Source organism: Sphingobacterium sp. UBA5639, from assembly GCF_002421245.1.
Lineage (GTDB): Bacteria > Bacteroidota > Bacteroidia > Sphingobacteriales > Sphingobacteriaceae > Sphingobacterium > Sphingobacterium multivorum.
Genome location: NZ_DIJR01000019.1, coordinates 366,893 through 383,496 on the forward strand (window position 1 = coordinate 366,893; position 16,604 = coordinate 383,496).

At 36.8% G+C, this 16,604-nt stretch carries 14 protein-coding genes; 11 read left to right on the plus strand and 3 right to left on the minus strand.

What is annotated here, in order from left to right:
- Positions 1–86 precede the first annotated feature (86 nt).
- The 9 genes from B4Z90_RS12550 to B4Z90_RS12590 all read left to right on the plus strand — a co-directional run bounded on the left by B4Z90_RS12550 (position 87) and on the right by B4Z90_RS12590 (position 9,022).
- Complete coding sequence (locus B4Z90_RS12550; protein ID WP_070567315.1) at positions 87–1,967, plus strand: alpha/beta hydrolase family protein; 1,881 nt, start codon at positions 87–89, stop codon at positions 1,965–1,967.
- Between the two features lie 12 nt (positions 1,968–1,979).
- Positions 1,980–3,638, plus strand: coding sequence for a sensor histidine kinase (locus B4Z90_RS12555; RefSeq protein WP_088160664.1), 1,659 nt, complete (start codon positions 1,980–1,982; stop codon positions 3,636–3,638).
- Between the two features lie 15 nt (positions 3,639–3,653).
- Positions 3,654–4,352: a response regulator transcription factor gene (locus B4Z90_RS12560; protein WP_046674214.1), complete on the plus strand. Its 699-nt coding sequence runs from the start codon at positions 3,654–3,656 to the stop codon at positions 4,350–4,352.
- Between the two features lie 143 nt (positions 4,353–4,495).
- Entirely contained in the window at positions 4,496–4,969 is a 474-nt protein-coding gene (greA, locus tag B4Z90_RS12565; protein ID WP_046674213.1) for a transcription elongation factor GreA, read from the plus strand.
- Between the two features lie 238 nt (positions 4,970–5,207).
- A complete protein-coding gene (locus tag B4Z90_RS12570; protein ID WP_046674212.1) occupies positions 5,208–5,624 on the plus strand; it encodes an HIT family protein in 417 nt (138 codons plus the stop codon).
- Positions 5,625–5,767: 143 nt separating this feature from the next.
- A complete protein-coding gene (locus tag B4Z90_RS12575; RefSeq protein WP_115047603.1) occupies positions 5,768–6,418 on the plus strand; it encodes a DedA family protein in 651 nt (216 codons plus the stop codon).
- Positions 6,419–6,426: 8 nt separating this feature from the next.
- Positions 6,427–6,969, plus strand: coding sequence for an inorganic diphosphatase (locus tag B4Z90_RS12580; protein WP_115047605.1), 543 nt, complete (start codon positions 6,427–6,429; stop codon positions 6,967–6,969).
- Positions 6,970–6,977: 8 nt separating this feature from the next.
- Entirely contained in the window at positions 6,978–8,291 is a 1,314-nt protein-coding gene (locus B4Z90_RS12585) for a hemolysin family protein (protein WP_115047607.1), read from the plus strand.
- A gap of 17 nt (positions 8,292–8,308) precedes the next feature.
- Entirely contained in the window at positions 8,309–9,022 is a 714-nt protein-coding gene (locus tag B4Z90_RS12590; protein ID WP_286802407.1) for a 16S rRNA (uracil(1498)-N(3))-methyltransferase, read from the plus strand.
- Between the two features lie 82 nt (positions 9,023–9,104).
- Here B4Z90_RS12590 and B4Z90_RS12595 read toward each other — a convergent pair whose 3' ends face one another.
- The 3 genes from B4Z90_RS12595 to B4Z90_RS12605 all read right to left on the minus strand — a co-directional run bounded on the left by B4Z90_RS12595 (position 9,105) and on the right by B4Z90_RS12605 (position 11,784).
- On the minus strand, positions 9,105–9,581 hold the full coding sequence (locus B4Z90_RS12595; RefSeq protein ID WP_115047611.1) for a hypothetical protein: 477 nt from the start codon (positions 9,579–9,581) through the stop codon (positions 9,105–9,107).
- 120 nt (positions 9,582–9,701) lie between these two features.
- A complete protein-coding gene (locus B4Z90_RS12600; protein WP_115047613.1) occupies positions 9,702–11,096 on the minus strand; it encodes an ABC transporter permease in 1,395 nt (464 codons plus the stop codon).
- 46 nt (positions 11,097–11,142) lie between these two features.
- The gene (locus tag B4Z90_RS12605) at positions 11,143–11,784 is read right to left on the minus strand and encodes an ABC transporter ATP-binding protein (RefSeq protein WP_115047615.1); all 642 of its coding nucleotides are present in this window, start codon (positions 11,782–11,784) and stop codon (positions 11,143–11,145) included.
- A 433-nt stretch (positions 11,785–12,217) separates the two neighbouring features.
- Here B4Z90_RS12605 and B4Z90_RS12610 point away from each other — a divergent pair, with 433 nt between their 5' ends.
- Entirely contained in the window at positions 12,218–14,986 is a 2,769-nt protein-coding gene (locus B4Z90_RS12610) for a TonB-dependent receptor (RefSeq protein ID WP_236560144.1), read from the plus strand.
- Between the two features lie 83 nt (positions 14,987–15,069).
- Positions 15,070–16,527: a hypothetical protein gene (locus B4Z90_RS12615; RefSeq protein ID WP_070567296.1), complete on the plus strand. Its 1,458-nt coding sequence runs from the start codon at positions 15,070–15,072 to the stop codon at positions 16,525–16,527.
- The last annotated feature ends 77 nt before the right edge of the window (positions 16,528–16,604 follow it).

Here is a 16,604-nt window from a genome sequence, read left to right on the forward strand (position 1 = left end):
GTAAAAATAAGGTTGCATTTCATGCAATTCCGTATTTAATTGCAATATTTGGAATAAATGATAAGGATGTATTTGGGATTATGAGGATGAAATTTTGGATAGGTTTGTTTTTTTCTGCCATGATCATGTTGGGGTGTCAACGATATAGTGTTGATCTTATTCCAATAAATCAATTTTTTTCTACACCTGAAAAATCAAATTTTAAGATTTCTCCAAATGGTCGATTTATCGCTTACATTGGCTTAGATAATCATTGCAAAAATATCTATTTAATAGATTTGATCAATAAGGATAGTTCCAAACAGCTTACTTATCAAAATGATATTAATGTAAAATCCTTCGCTTGGAACAATGATTCAAAAATTTCCTTTTTGACGGAACAATCTTCGCAGGACAGTTTACGTTTATATGCTGTGGACATCAACACAGAAAAGATTTGGCCATTGATTAAACCGGTACGAGGTCGGTTTCGATGGATTCATGCTATGGCGACCGGAGGTGATAGTTTTATAGCGGGAATCAACGATAGAGACTCTTCTTTTTTTGACCTTTATCGTATCTATTTAGACGGGAGGCCTCGGGAATTGGTTTTACAGAATCCGGGAAATATGAGTTCTTGGGTTGTGTCCAATGATGGGCAGGTAAGATTGGCGGTAGCCAATGATTCCGTACAGCAGTCTGTGCTCTATCGGAGTTCCGAGAAAGAACCTTTTAAAGAGATTATACGCTGTGATGTGGAGAGCAGTTTTACACCTTTGGGTTATCAAGATAGTTCTGATGCGATCATTTATGCCTTATCCAATATAGACCGGGATAAACTGGCATTGGTTAGCTATGATTTGGCAAACCAGAAGGAGTTAGGGGAACTTTACAGCCATAAAGATGTTGATGTGAGTCCTGGAGGGTATTTTACGGAACAAAATAAGCTATTGTTCGTAAATTACAGTACCTCTAGACAAAATAGGCATTTTTTTGATGAAGCTACCAAAAAGAAATATGATCAGTTGTCCAAACAGATCGATGGATTTGAATTTCAGGTGCTAAATACCGACATTTCGGGTGACAAAGTAATTATCAAAACCTATACGGACGTAAACCCGGGCGGTATTTATTTCTATGATTTTTCGACTCAAAAATTAACGAAGCTAACAGATAATAATTCCGATCTAAAAGACAAAGAGCTATCGCCCAATGAGTATATCACCTATACAGCACGCGATGGTATTCAGATTTCAGGCTATCTGACTTACCCCATACATTCCAATCGCAAAGATCTTCCAATGGTTGTATTGCCCCATGATGGACCTAACGGACGGGAGGTTTGGGGATTCGATAACGAAGCGCAGTTTTTGGCGAACAGGGGTTATTTGGTTTTTCAGATGAACTATAGGGGATCGACCGGTTTCGGTAAGAAGTTTTGGACTGCGGGATTTAAGGAATGGGGCGGGAAGATTCAGGATGATATTACTGATGGAGTAAAATGGTTGATTAAAGAAGGAATTGCTGATCGGGAACGTGTCGCTATTGTAGGGAAAGGTTTTGGAGGCTATTCGGCGCTACACGCTGCTTGTTTTAATTCTGATCTTTATAAATGTGCCGTGTCTTATTCCGGCTATACCAATCTGTTCACTTACTTTAGAGATATACCGCCATATTTTAAATCGTATGTGCAGAAAATGTATCAAGTAGTTGGGAATCCGATTCGGGAGGCTGAGCTATTTAAAAATATTTCACCTGTATTTCATTCGGATAAAGTAAAGATACCGGTGCTATTGGTACAGGGAGGAAAGGATCGGTTTAGTTCGGTAACAGATGCAAATCAATTTGTACAGAAATTAAAGAATAATAATATTCCCGTACAATACATCCTAAAAGAGGACGAGGATAGAACTTTTAAACGGGACGAGAATGTCTTTGGTTACTATAATGAGTTGGAGCGATTTTTGGCGAAATATCTTGTAGACTAAGGGCGGGAGATTATGAAAGCAGAGAAATATAGCTATCGAAAAAATTACGGATTATTGTTGATGTTTTTCATCGTGATTAGTGGTCTTTATATATTTGCCCTTTTTCTTTCGCGTAATTATACAGAATCGCATATTAAGAACGAATTTACCAATCGGAAATCGGAGATATTTGATCAAACCTTAGTCCCTTTCAATGATTTTTTTCAGAATAGAATTCCTGAAGTATCTTTTTATCAAGGTTTTTTGGATTCAGTCCAGGCGGGAAAATATGCATATAGTATATTAAGTTCCTACCCATTCGTTAGAGAAATTGGTTTTTTTGATTTACAATTTAATAATGATCATAACTTGAACTATGGTTTTATTGTTAATAACCTTAGAATTCAACCGAAAACCATTACTTTTTTTACCGTTTCCAGGTCTGGCCTGAATAAAAATACGATTCGGGATCGTGGGCAGATGGGCTTGCATTCCGAAGAGATTAATAATATTGGTGTGAAGCTGGCAACTTATATCGATAAATTGCAACCGAATGCCAAGCTTTCTGATAAGGATATTCTGAAGGTTTTTTATACCATAAGACCTGGACAGATTACCTATCTGAATATTCCAAGGGTCAACGACTTAATAGTCTATAAGTCTATTATGGAAGGTAATTTGGATCATACTGTCGGATATGAACAGGATATGTTCAATTTTCAGATTGATCCAATGTATCTGGAAGTAAAAAATAGTTATTCAAATCTTTATGAGAAAGTAGAAATAGTGCCACTGGTTGGTGCTCCGATCACGCCGGAAAATGACGAGATTTCAACGGAGATGCCGTTACCTGGAGCCTTAGCAGACTACAAACTTCTTTTTAGGTCGAGTAAAAGTTTTCTGTCAAAAGAGATAAATCGCAGTTTTTGGCCGGTATTGGGAGGGGTATCCCTGATTTATATTATTTTAATTGCAATATTATATTTAATTTATAGAAATTTAGAAATTAACGGAAGACTTTTTAAATTGCAGTACGATTTCATCAATAATCTTACCCACGAGTTTAAGACGCCTGTGAGTGTTATTAAAATTGCTGGAAATAATATTAAGAGTGCGCAGGTACTCTCTGATGAAGAGCGGAAAATGTATGGAAATATATTAGATCAGGAGGCAGACCGATTAAATAACTTGATGAATAAGCTGTTGTCTTTTAGTCAGATCGAAAATAAAACCATAAAATTAAATAAAGAAGAAGTTGATTTGGAGGAATTTACCGAAAATCTAGTAGCTTCGTCAAGAATAAAATATGCGGATTTCAAGATTAGCACAAAAATTGATGTAAGGACATCAATGCTTGCAGATCCGGTACTGTTAAGTAGTGTGTTTCAAAATATGATCGATAATGCCTATAAATATTCGAAAGCGGGGCATAAAATCTTAGATATTGCGATACAACAAAACAAGAAGAATTTTGTTATCACTTTTAAGGATGAAGGAATAGGTATTGAGAAGGCAGAGTTTAACAACATCTTCAAAAAGTTTTATAGAATAAAAAGTCAATATAATCAGCAAGGAAGTATCGGTTTGGGCTTGGCTTTCTGTAAAGAGATTACCGAATTTATAGGCGGTGATATTACAGTAAAAAGTCAATTGGGACAGGGGACCACCTTTACCTTGGTATTTCCGGTTTAAAAAATAAATTTAAATATGAATAAAGACATCACTGTTGCTGTTATTGAAGATGATGAGAACTTACGGTTCTTGGTAAAACATCGATTGGAATCCGAAGGCTATCAGGTCATTCAGAGTGGAAATGGGAATGAAGCGGAAAGTTTGATCTTGGAAAAGAGACCCGATGTGGTTTTGTTGGATTGGATGCTTCCAGGAAAAGAAGGCAACGAAATCTGTGAAGATGTCCGTAAAGCCGGGTTTGAGAATATCATTATCATGATGACAGCGAAGTCTCAAGATGTGGACAAAATTGAAGCCTATAGCTTTGGTGTGACTGATTACATTAGTAAGCCATTCAATATGGATGTGCTTATTGCTATGATCGATAATAAGGTGAAATTTTTCTTACCTAAGAACAGTCCCGAAGTATATAAATTTGGGCAAACGGAACATCATCCGAATATTCATTCCTTAATACGTGACGGAAGGAAAGTTGAGTTGACCATTTTGGAAAACCGAATTTTGCTTCATTTTTTACAAAACTTAGGCCGGGAGATTACACGCGAGGAGTTAATGGAGGTTGTCTGGGGTTATAGCTCCAATGTCAACACACGTACTTTGGATATGCATGTGGTTCGTTTAAGGAAAAAGATCGAAACAAATCCAGATAAGCCACATTATCTACAAACAGTTCGGGGGCTGGGGTATAAATTTGTTGATGAGGAAGAGATTTAATTTTATTTAACGGGTAAGAATTTGTTTTGTTGAAAACAATTATTATCTTCGTATAGATTCAAAGCAAGACCATGTTTCCTGACGAGGGAAATATGGTCTTGTTTCTTTTTTAAAAAGTAGAAAATAAGAAAAAAGATAAAATTATGGCAGAAGTAACTTATTTTACGGAAGAAGGATTGCGTAAGCTTAAAGAAGAATTGGCTTATCTGAAGACGGAAGGAAGGTCTAAAATTGCCAATGCTATTGCAGAGGCTAGAGACAAAGGAGATTTGTCAGAAAATGCAGAGTATGATGCAGCTAAAGAAGCTCAGGGGCTTCACGAAGCTAAAATTGCCAATTTGGAGAATACATTGGCGACTGCACGTTTAATTGATGAGTCCAAATTGGATACATCTAAAGTTTTGGCCTTATCGATTGTTAAGATCAAGAACAAAAAGAATGGTGCTGAAATGACTTATCAATTGGTGGCGGAGTCAGAAGCAGATTTGAAGTCGGGCAAGATTTCAGTTAAATCTCCTATTGCCCAGGGTTTGTTGGGAAAATCGAAAGGTGATACAGCTGTTATTGAAGTGCCTGCCGGTAAAATTGAATTCGAAATCGTAGAGATTTCAAGATAATATATGTCGGTTATGTGCGGTATGCCATAACCGCGCATCCACAAATTAACTTTATATTAAGAAGGTCGTGATATAGTAATCGCGACCTTTTTTGTTTATATTTGTTGACAGTAGAAAAACAGGGTGTGATAAAATCTACAGTTAAATTTTTAATTGTTAACATACCGAAGGCTTTGCATTATAAAGTCTGTTGTTTGCTAATCACTGTTTAAAAGATTTATTCCAAGATTAGAATAATATGTCGACAATTTTTTCAAAAATCGTTGCTGGGGAGATTCCAGCTTACAAAGTTGCAGAAAGTAATGATTTTCTGGCTTTTTTGGATATCAGCCCATTGGCTAAGGGACACGTTCTGGTGATCCCTAAGAAAGAAACAGATTATATTTTTGATATAGCGGATGATGAATATATGGCACTTTGGGTATTTGCTAAAATTGTTGCTCAAGGTATTAAAAAAGTGATTCCTTGTGTAAAAGTCGGAGTAGCAGTAGTTGGCTTGGAGGTAGCTCATGCACATATACATCTGGTACCTATTAATAAAATTAGTGATTTAAATTTTGCTGGACCTAAATTGAGCTTGTCTAATGATGAACTTCATGAAATTGCGACTACTATTCGCGAGTCTATTGTCGGTATAACTGCTCAAAATCAATAACTAGAAAAGATTATATTACACTTGATTTACGTTCGTTTTTTAGAAGAATGCTATATTTGTACTTTGCTGTTTAAAATTTGTACAAGAATAAGCGTAGGATTTGTTCTAAAAAAGAAACGCAATATTGATTTTTACTAAAGATTATGCATGAACTTTTGTTGTCATTTCAACAATTATTAAATCCGGAAGAGTTATTGAGCTCTGGTGGATTTTATCTGGTTATCTTAATTGTATTTGCTGAGACAGGTCTATTTTTTGGATTTTTTCTACCTGGTGATTATTTATTATTTCTTGCAGGATTATTTTGTGCACTAAATAAAATTGACGTTAATATATACACGCTTTGTCTAGGCTTATTTGTCGCGGGAGTATTAGGGAATTTTACAGGGTATTGGTTTGGTTATCGAGCCGGACCAATGTTATTTAAGCGAAAAGATAGCTTCATCTTTAAGCGAAAATATGTGGTCATGGCGGAAGAGTTTTACCATAAATATGGTGGAACAGCTTTAATTATAGGAAGATTTGTTCCAATAGTTCGTACTTTTGCACCTATCTTTGCCGGTGTTGTAAAATTAGATTTTAAGAAATTCGTTCTGTACAATGTTGCCGGGGCTGCTATTTGGGTACTTGTGTTGACCCTGTCTGGATATTTCCTCGGTATAGAGTTCCCTTGGATTTTACATTATGTAGAATATGTTGTCGTTGGTATGATTGTGATCGCATTTTTGCCAATTGCAATAACGTTACTAAAAAAGCGTATAAAAGATAAAAGAAACAAACAAAATATACAGTAAATTAAAAAATGAGTAAACAAAACCCTTGGCACATGGTTTCTCCAGGTGAGAATGTTCCAAATGCCGTAAATGCTATCATTGAGATTACAAACGGATCCAAAGGAAAGTATGAATTAGACAAAGAAACTGGTTTGTTGCTTTTGGACAGAGTAATGAGTTCATCTGTCGTTTATCCTGCTAATTATGGTTTTATACCACAAACTTATTGCGATGACAAAGATCCTTTGGATATTTTGGTTATTTGCTCAGTGGATATTTTACCTTTGACATTGGTTGAAGCACAGGTTATTGGTGTGATGAATATGGTTGATGGTGGAGAACAAGATGATAAGATTATTGCGGTCGCCAAAAATGATCCTGTTTTTAATTACATTAAAGATATTGATCAATTGCCTCCGCATACGATGAAGGAGATTGTACAATTCTTTGAGAGTTATAAAGCACTCGAAAAGAAACATGTCATTGTTGAGGGTGTAAAGGGACGTGAAGAAGCGCAAAGAATCTTGATCGAGGCTATCGAGTTGTACAAAAAAGAATTTGTTAACAAATAACCCCAAGCATGGCGCTCGATATATTTTGGACATTGTTTTTAGTATTGGCTAACGGCTTTTTTGTCGCGGCAGAGTTTGCTATTGTCAAGGTCCGAGTCTCCCAAATTGAAGTTCAGGCAAAAACAGGTAGCAAAGTTGCTACAATAGCCAAAAGTATAACGGAGCATTTGGATGGTTATTTGGCCGCTACACAATTGGGTATTACACTTTCTTCACTCGCCTTAGGCTGGGTAGGAGAGGCTGTAATGACCCAAATTGTGCAGGGGTTTCTTGGTTTTTTCGGTGTTGAATTGACAGGTACAATCGCGACGAATGCAGGACATATATTGGCTTTTACAATTATTACTGTGTTACACATTGTATTTGGAGAGCTCGCTCCTAAATCAATTGCGATTCAAAAACCTGTTGCAACAACCATGAAAATTGCGGTTCCACTGCAATTTTTCTACTTTATCTTTAGACCATTTATTTGGATTTTAAATGGTTTCGCTAATTTTCTACTGAAAATTTTGGGATTTGAAGTCACTAAAGGTGAATCTGCGCACTCTTCTGAGGAGTTACAGTACCTGTTGGATAAAGGTAAAGAGTCTGGTGCTTTGGATATTTCCGAGCACGAATTGATTAAAAATGTATTTGATTTTAACGAACGTATCGTTAAGAATATTATGGTACCCCGTACCAAAATTGTCGCTGTTGAAGTTAGCGCTGATGCCTCTGAGCTGATTGAAACAATGACTGAAGAGGGGTATTCCCGTCTCCCAATTTATGAAGATAACATTGATCAAATCGTTGGTATTGTACATACAAAGGATATTCTTCCCCTCTTAGCTAAAGGAAAGGAAGTTGTCATGAAAAATATCATGCGCAAGCCCTATTTCATTCCTGAAACGAAGAAGATTAATGATCTCATGGCTGAATTTCAGCAAAAGCGTCTACAGTTGGCGATTGTACTGGATGAATTTGGTGGGACAGCAGGTATGGTTACCCTGGAGGATATTGTTGAGGAGCTGGTCGGTGAGATTCAGGACGAATATGATGAGGAAACTCCAGTTGTTGAACGAATTTCTGAAACGGAATATATGGTCGATGCTGGAGCTAGTATTCATGATGTGAATGAGTTTCTCCCTATAGAATTGCCAGAGAGTCAAGATTACGATACCATGTCGGGTTTGGTGAGTGAGATTTTTGATAAAATTCCCGAAGTAGGTGAGCGGAAAGAAGAATATGGCTACGTATTCACTATTATCCGGAAAGCCCAACAGAATATTGAGTTTGTCAAATTGGAATTGGTCGAATCGGCCGATGATGATACAGAAGAATAACCTAATAACGCTAATAAATGCAGTTATTTTTTACACCGGATTTAAATCCTTCGTTAGAAAATTTTATCCTTAGTGAGGAAGAAAGTAAACATGCAATTCGCGTGCTTCGTATGAATACCGGCGATCATTTACATCTCATCGATGGTCGTGGTGGTTTATACGAAGCTCAAATTATTGACCCTCATCCCAAACGTACCGTTCTTACTATTTTAAATGTCAAGGAATACTTTCAGCAGCCGAGGTATCATCTACATATCGCTGTTGCTCCAACGAAGAATATTGATCGTATAGAATGGTTTTTAGAGAAGGCAACTGAGGTTGGCATTCAGGAAATAACTCCAGTTATCTGTGAGCATTCTGAGCGAAAAGAGGTAAAATTAGATCGTCTGAACAAGGTGGTTGTTGCAGCCATGAAACAATCATTGAAAGCCTATCTTCCCAAACTTAATCCAGCTGTATCGTTTAAACAATTTTTGAGAGATATTCCAACAGAAGGCGTTCAAAAAGCAATTGCACACTGTGTTGATGCTGAAAAAACGTATTTAAACCAGGTTTTGGAGCCTTCGCAACATTATATTATCCTCATTGGTCCAGAAGGAGATTTCTCTGAGGAGGAAATTGATTTGGCACTACAAATGGGATTTCATCCAATTTCTTTGGGAGAAGCGCGCTTAAGGACCGAAACGGCCGCTTTAGCCGCATGTATGGAAGTTTCGCTGCTGAATAGATAAAATAAGCCGCTGCGTTGGTTTGGCAAATTGGCTCTGAAGAATAATTTGCAAAGCCAATTTGGTCGTTCAAATGGACGCTAGTTTATTTTATAGGTTCCGCATCTACAATCTGGATCTCAGCATTTCCCTTAAGTGGATCTTTGGTAAATATCATTTTCCCTTTTAATTTAATTGGATCTTCGGAAAATTTTATCGCGCTACCTTTTAACGTTACTTCAACCATGGGTGGAATTCCATTCGATCCACAGAATTGGCACTGCATCACGGGTAATACAGACATCATAAAGTTTTTATGGTTACGACCACTATGAAGAGGAACCATGTAGCCCGGTAATTCAACTATTTTATTTTCTAGGGCTTTAAGTTCTTTTGGATAGAATGGAGTATATACTTTCTTTGCCCCATTATAGGTTACTTTATAAGCCATCTTATCAATCGCTTCCCATGTTTTGTTCATCATAGGCGTATGGTCAGGAACATCCGGATTACTGCCTATTTGAGCCTGTGATTGTATTGTACAAAATATTATAAATAGTAATACTGTCAGCGTTTTTTTCATGTGTTATGCTATTGTTTTGTATCAAGAAGCTGTTCTTCTATATTTTACGTTATCCTACCTATAGGTCAAACTGCTCTTCTTATTGCGATCTTTTTTGTAGTGTATTGATCTTAGTTAAACTTATTTACTTGATAGCGTTCCAGAAATACTTGTCCTGTAAGCTTTGATTGCTGGAATGATTGCTGCGAAGATACCGATTATACAAGCAGCAAACAAAAATACCAATTCTTTGGGATGGAGTTTAAAGGCCTCAATAAAATCAGCGCTTTGACTCGCTTGATTACTGATATAGTAGAGTGCCAAATGTGCCATTATAAGTCCAATTAATCCACCAATAATAGTAATTGTAAGTCCTTCAAGGAGCACAATAGCAAAGAGTTTTCCTTTGGAGGCTCCGAGCGTACGCATGATGGCAAGATCGTATTTACGTTGCTTTAATGCATTATATAGGTTAATAAAGACACTTAAACCTGCAATAAACATAATTACATAAGCTAGTATAGATAAAGAATCTATCCCTACACCTAATAAAGAGAATAGACGTGTACTTTCCATCGCAGGGGATGCGGCCTGCATATCGGTTTGTTGATCGATCAATTTTGGTAAAATTCCGATCGCCGCAGGAGATTGATATTTGAGTAGGATGGCGGTTATTTCCAGTCCATTTTGCTTGACCATATCGGCCCCTATGGACTTCACAAACATACCTTCCTCTGTGTGTTCAGGATGGTCTTCCTGTTCGTGATGTCCTTTTTCATTCATTTCGACGGGAGAAGATGAATTTTCTGCTATATCTTCGCCGTGGTGGTGTAAGTGCGCGTTGACGGTTTCTTCCCGGTCTTCCTGACGTTCGCGCTGCTCTTTCTCTGCTGCTGTTTCATGATGCTCATGCTGATGTGCAATGCCATGTACATCCCAAACACTTTCCAAGTTTGTCAGTATTAAGTTGTCGGTAACGTTATTATTGTGTTTTAAAATACCGACAACGGTAAAAGGATGATCATCATGATGGTGCCCATCTTTGCTCAGGCCATGTGAACTATGGATCTTATCGCCAATTTTTAGCTGTTGTTTTTTGGCAACTTGATCACCAATGACTATTTCAAAATTATTTTGCCAAATACGCCCCTCGGCTACAGCGGTTTCATAAATAGCTAAGAAAGATGAATCAGTTCCAACAATGCGGTGACCTTTAAAATTGTCGCCTAAAGATAAGGGGACAGCAAGCCGAACAAGTGGATTTTGGCGTAGTGGCTCCAGTTCGCCTAGTAGGATATTACCGGTTGGATTGTCGATATGATAAACACTGGACAAGATTAACTGAAGTGGGCTTCCCTTGGCTCCGACGACCAAATCAATATTTTTACTGTTATTGTCAAGCTGCTTTTCAAAAGTTTCTCCGGTAATTGAAAGCACGGCAAGGATGGAAATTCCAAACGCCGTTAACAGCATGCTGAGAAAGACCGAGCCAAACTGCCTACTTAAATTTTTCCAAACCAATTGTATCGTGTTCATAACAAATTTTAAAAACTAAAGGTGACGCGTAAATAAAGTAAAACAATTATTTTAAAAGGTACATTTTGGAGAACTGATCTTTTATTCTCTTGTCGTGTGTTGTTATCAGTAAAGTTGATCCTGCAGTGTCAGCTATCGATAGGAGAAGTTCTAATACCCTGTAGGTATTATTATCGTCCAAAGCGGCAGTAGGTTCGTCAGCAATTAATAAGGCTGGTTTATTGATGACGCTACGTGCAATAGCGGCGCGTTGTAACTGGCCGCGACTCAATTCGTTCGGATAGGCAGCACTTTTTTCATCTAATTGTAGTTGTTTAAGTATAAGATGAATTGCACTGATGTCTATTTTTTTCCCTGCTAAAGACTGCGCCAACTTGATGTTTTCCAAAAGTGTTAGATTTCTCAGCAGGTGTGCCTCTTGGAATATAAACCCGATATATTGGGCACGAAACTCATCCAATTTGCTGTTTGATAACAATGCTAGATCTTGGCTATTGATCTTGACCTGACCTGTTTCTGGCCGAGCCAAGCCCCCCAAAATATTCAGCAGTGTTGTTTTTCCAGAACCTGAATCCCCCAATAACAGCGTATGCTGGCCTTTCTCGATATAGATATCTGGAAATTCAATTAGCCTTGAATTGGGATACTGAAATGATAACTTTGTTGTCGATACGATTGGAGTGCTCATGCGGATCAGAAATTGAAAATATATTCAAACTTAGATAAATTGCTTTTTATATGCAATNNATTGCATATAAAAAGCAATTTACTGCGGTGAGTTAACAGCTGCAATGGAAGATGATTGTTCGCTTTCAACTAGCAGTACCAGGTCGCTATGTAAACCCGTTACATGGCATTCATTAAGGTATAAATTAGAAAAATAACCTATTGTGTTAATAAATTAAGGGCTTAATAATTTTATTACACTTCTTTAATATAATCTCTTTGGAGACTGCCCAAATACTACGCAAATCGGCCATAAACAGCCTTTTTTACTGAAAATCGAGGAAAACTGGCTATAGGTAACATTAAATTAACAGCTGATTGATGTAATGGTAATTTGTTGTTAATGTTAATCTAATATTCTGCTAATAGCTTTGCAGAAACAAAAAACAAATAAATTGGAACCACAATTACAACTTAGAAGAATCGCTGCAGTCGTAACGCTAGCAGTAGCTGCGTCAACAACAGTTTATGCACAAAGTAGTGGGAAGTTAATGGGGACTATTACGAATAGTAAAACTGGTGAAACAATCACTGGTGTAACTGTGCGTATTTTAGGAACATCAAGGGGCGGAAGCTCTGATGTATCCGGAAAGTACAGTATTCCAGCTTTACCGGCAGGTAAATATACTGTAGAATATATTTACATTGGTTACTCGACAAAGCAAGTTACCGAGGTTGAGATTAAAGCGAATGATTTGACCAATTTAGATATCGTTCTTGATAATTCAGAAGGACAGGTGTTAGATCAAGTTGTGGTTACAGGATCTTTTAAGAAAGAATCTATCGGTGCATTATATTCGCAACAAAAAAATAGCGCATTGATTTCTGATGGTATTTCAAGTGAGCAGATCAGAAGATCGCCAGATAAAAATACATCCGAAGCATTACGTCGTGTCAGTGGTACGACAATTCAAGATAATAAGTTTGTCATTATTCGCGGTTTGAGTGACCGCTATAATGTTGCTATGATGGATGGCTCGGTATTACCAAGTACAGAAGCCAATCGTCGCGCATTTTCATTTGATATTATTCCTTCGAATCTTATTGATAAAATTACGATCTCAAAAACAGCTACTCCAGATTTACCAGCGGATTTTGCAGGGGGAGCTGTACAGATTACAACAAAAGATATTCCTGATCAAAATTTTGTCTCTTTCGGCTTGGGATATGGTTATAATACTGCGTCGACATTTAAAGATTTTTTACAAACTAAAAAGAACGTTCAAAATTATTTAGGTTTTGATGATGGATCAAGTCAGTTGGCTAAGAACTATCCTTCGCGAGAAGCATTCGCTGCTGGTCTGTCGCAAAAGTGGCAACGTTTAACGATGAAATCATTGTCGAATGATTTTTCAGTTGAAAATAAGAAGGCCCTTCCTTCACAAGCTTATCAATTTTCTTTGGGTCGAGTAAAGCAATATGAGAATAACAATAAATTTGGTGCGCTATTTTCTGTTAATTATCGGAATTCCCAAAATATTTTGTCAAATATTGAACGTAACTGGTATCAATACGATTACAAAGACAATCAATATAAGTTTACAACGAATTTGGGAGCAATGGCTAATTTCGGTTATTCTTTTGGAAAGAATAAAATCTCCTGGAAAAATTTATATAATCGAAATTATGATAACGTGTATACTGAGCGGACAGGAACACATCTTGGAACGACATCAGTAAATAAATTCTATGCTTTTGATATTTTGCAAAAATCATTGTTCAAGTCAACCTTGGAAGGCGATCATGTACTTTCGGATCTAAATGATAGAATTAAATGGACAGCATCATATAGCAACATTAAAAACAATCAACCGAATCAGATGAAAATCAATTATGCAAAAGCGATTGATAAAGAAAATGATTCTACAGTTCCTTATTTGGCTAATATTACCAGTCCTAGTAAAGAGAATACGCGTTTGTTTTCTGATCTTAATGAAAATGTTTTCTCTGGTGAGTTAAACTATGCTAGACCAATAAATTTTTTATCTGCACCAAGTACATTGAAAGTTGGTGCTGGAGCGAATTATCGTCATCGTGATTTTGATGCGCGTTTTGTTGGCCTTGTCTTAGATGTAATTAAGATGGATTCAAAATTAGCTGATCAAATACGTGAACTTTCTCCAGATAAAATATTTGCTGCAGATTTGATCGATAAAAACTACTTTAAATATGATGAAATCCAAATGCCTGGTGACTTCTATACTGCAAAATCAATGACAGGATTTGGGTACGCGATGATGGACCAAAAGTTTATGGATAAGTTTCGCATAGTCTATGGTTTGCGTGTTGAAAATTATAATGTTCAAATTGACACAGACAAAAAGGATGTTGATGATACAAAACTAGACTTTTTGCCGTCAATTAATATGACTTATAGTTTAAATAGTAAGACAAATCTTAGGGCTTCCTATTATCGAACAATTGCTCGTCCTGAATTACGAGAATTAGCACCATTTAGTTATTATGATTACGAGCAATTCGGAACTATTTCCGGGAATACAAAACTAAAACGAAGCGCAATCAATAATGCGGATTTGAGATTTGAAATATATCCCAAAGCTGGCGAAATCTTTTCGGTCTCTGCATTCTATAAACAGTTTACAGATGCTATTGAAGCATCTCGCTATGATGTAAATTCGACAGTTGATGTTTCCTATTTCAATACACCGAAAGCAACCTTATATGGAGCTGAGTTAGAGGCAAGAAAGAAATTGGATTTTGTCAGTGAAAATCAACTGTTTTCTAACACAACCGCATATTTAAATCTTTCTTATGTGCATTCGAAGGTGACTAATCCGACTGATCAGGACTATAAAGAGAAAACTCGACCTATGGTTGGACAATCACCTTATACTATCAATGCAGGATTGCAACATAGCGCATTGGGTAATAAATTGAATGTTAATGTTCTTTTTAACCGCATTGGTAAGCGAATAGCGCAAGCAGGAGGAATCACATTTGCGAGCGCTTACGAAGCACCTCGTAATGTATTAGATGCACAAGTCGGCTACAAATTGATGAATAATAAAGCAGAGGTAAAAGTCAATTTGGGTGATATTTTGAATAATCCTGTAAACGTATATTTTGATAATAAAGCTAAGGAAATTCTATATCGTTATAAGACTGGTGGAAATTATTCAGTATCATTTAATTATACATTTTAATAGTAATATAAACTTAATATTACTTTAAATATAAGGACATATCTAAAGTATTTTTTTGTATCAAGATTTTTAAAACTTAAAAAATGAAAAAAAGATTCTTATTCTTATCCCTGTCAGCATTATTATTGGCTGGAGCTTGTAAAGAAACAACAATTACGGATAATGGAGGTGGAACAGAAACTCCAACAAATCCTGGAAATGAGAATGTCGTAGAAATCTCAGGCGAGATAACTAGTAATACAACTTGGACATCAAATAAAATCTATGTTTTAAAAGGATTCGTATATGTCAGTAACGGTGCCACTTTAACGATTGAACCAGGAACTATTATTAAAGGAGATAAAGCTTCAAAAGCAACATTGACAATTACACGAGGTTCAAAAATTAATGCAACAGGTACAGCTGATAAGCCTATTGTATTTACATCTAATTTAGCTGCGGGAGCTCGTTCTCAGGGAGATTGGGGGGGAGTAATCCTTTTAGGTAAAGCGCCAGTTAACCAAGGTACCGATGTTAAGATCGAAGGTGGTCTTGCTGCACCGACAGGTAAGGATGAAAAAAATTATATTTATTATGGCGGTTCTGATGCTGCAGATAACTCTGGTGTAATGAAATATGTCCGTATCGAATATGGCGGTATCGCGTATTCTGTAGATAATGAAATTAATGGATTGACAATGGGTGGTGTTGGAAATGGTACAACATTGGAATATATTCAGATCTATCGCTCAGGCGATGACGCCTTTGAATGGTTTGGCGGAACAGTAAATGCGAAGCATCTTTTAGCTGTAGGTACTTGGGATGATGATTTTGATACAGATTTTGGGTATTCTGGTAATGTTCAATTTGCATTAGCACAACGTGTACCTACTGTTGCAGATCAATCAGGCTCTAATGGTTTTGAATCTGATAACAACGCTACAGGGACCGACCAAACTCCAAAAACTTCTGCTGTATTTTCTAACGTGACAATTCTAGGCCCAATTCAAAAGGCTGGAGGATCTTTTAATGCGAACTTCCAACATGGTGCTCAAGTGCGTCGGAACTCTTCTATCAGCATTTTAAACTCCGTTATTTCAGGCTTTCCTTTGGCTGGATTATATGTTGATGATACAAAGGTAATCACAGCAAATTCGACTTCGAATAATTTCTTAAGTGGAAATGCAGTTTTTGAAAATAATTTGGTATATGGTTCTAAAGACGCTGATTTAAAAGTTAGCTCAGCTACAAATGCTGCGGCTGTCTCTACACTTATACGTGCTAAAAATGTTTTCGAAAATGGTAAATATGCATCTGAACTGTTCGTAGCCCCTTATAACTTTGGTTCAGATTTTTCAAATACAAGCAACACTCCAAATTTCCAAGTGTTATCTGGATCCGCTGCTGCTAGTGGAGCAAGTTTTACCAATGCTAAGGTGTCGGGAAGTTTCTTTGAGAAGGTGGCTTATAAAGGTGCTTTTGGTACGACGGATTGGACAAGTGGTTGGGCTCATTATGATCCACAGAACTTGGCATATACCACTCCTGGAAAAGTAAAATAATTATAGTTTAGTAAATAGATGAAAAATCCCGCCTTGGCGGGATTTTTTATGTAGCATATATTTTAAATAATTCGTTA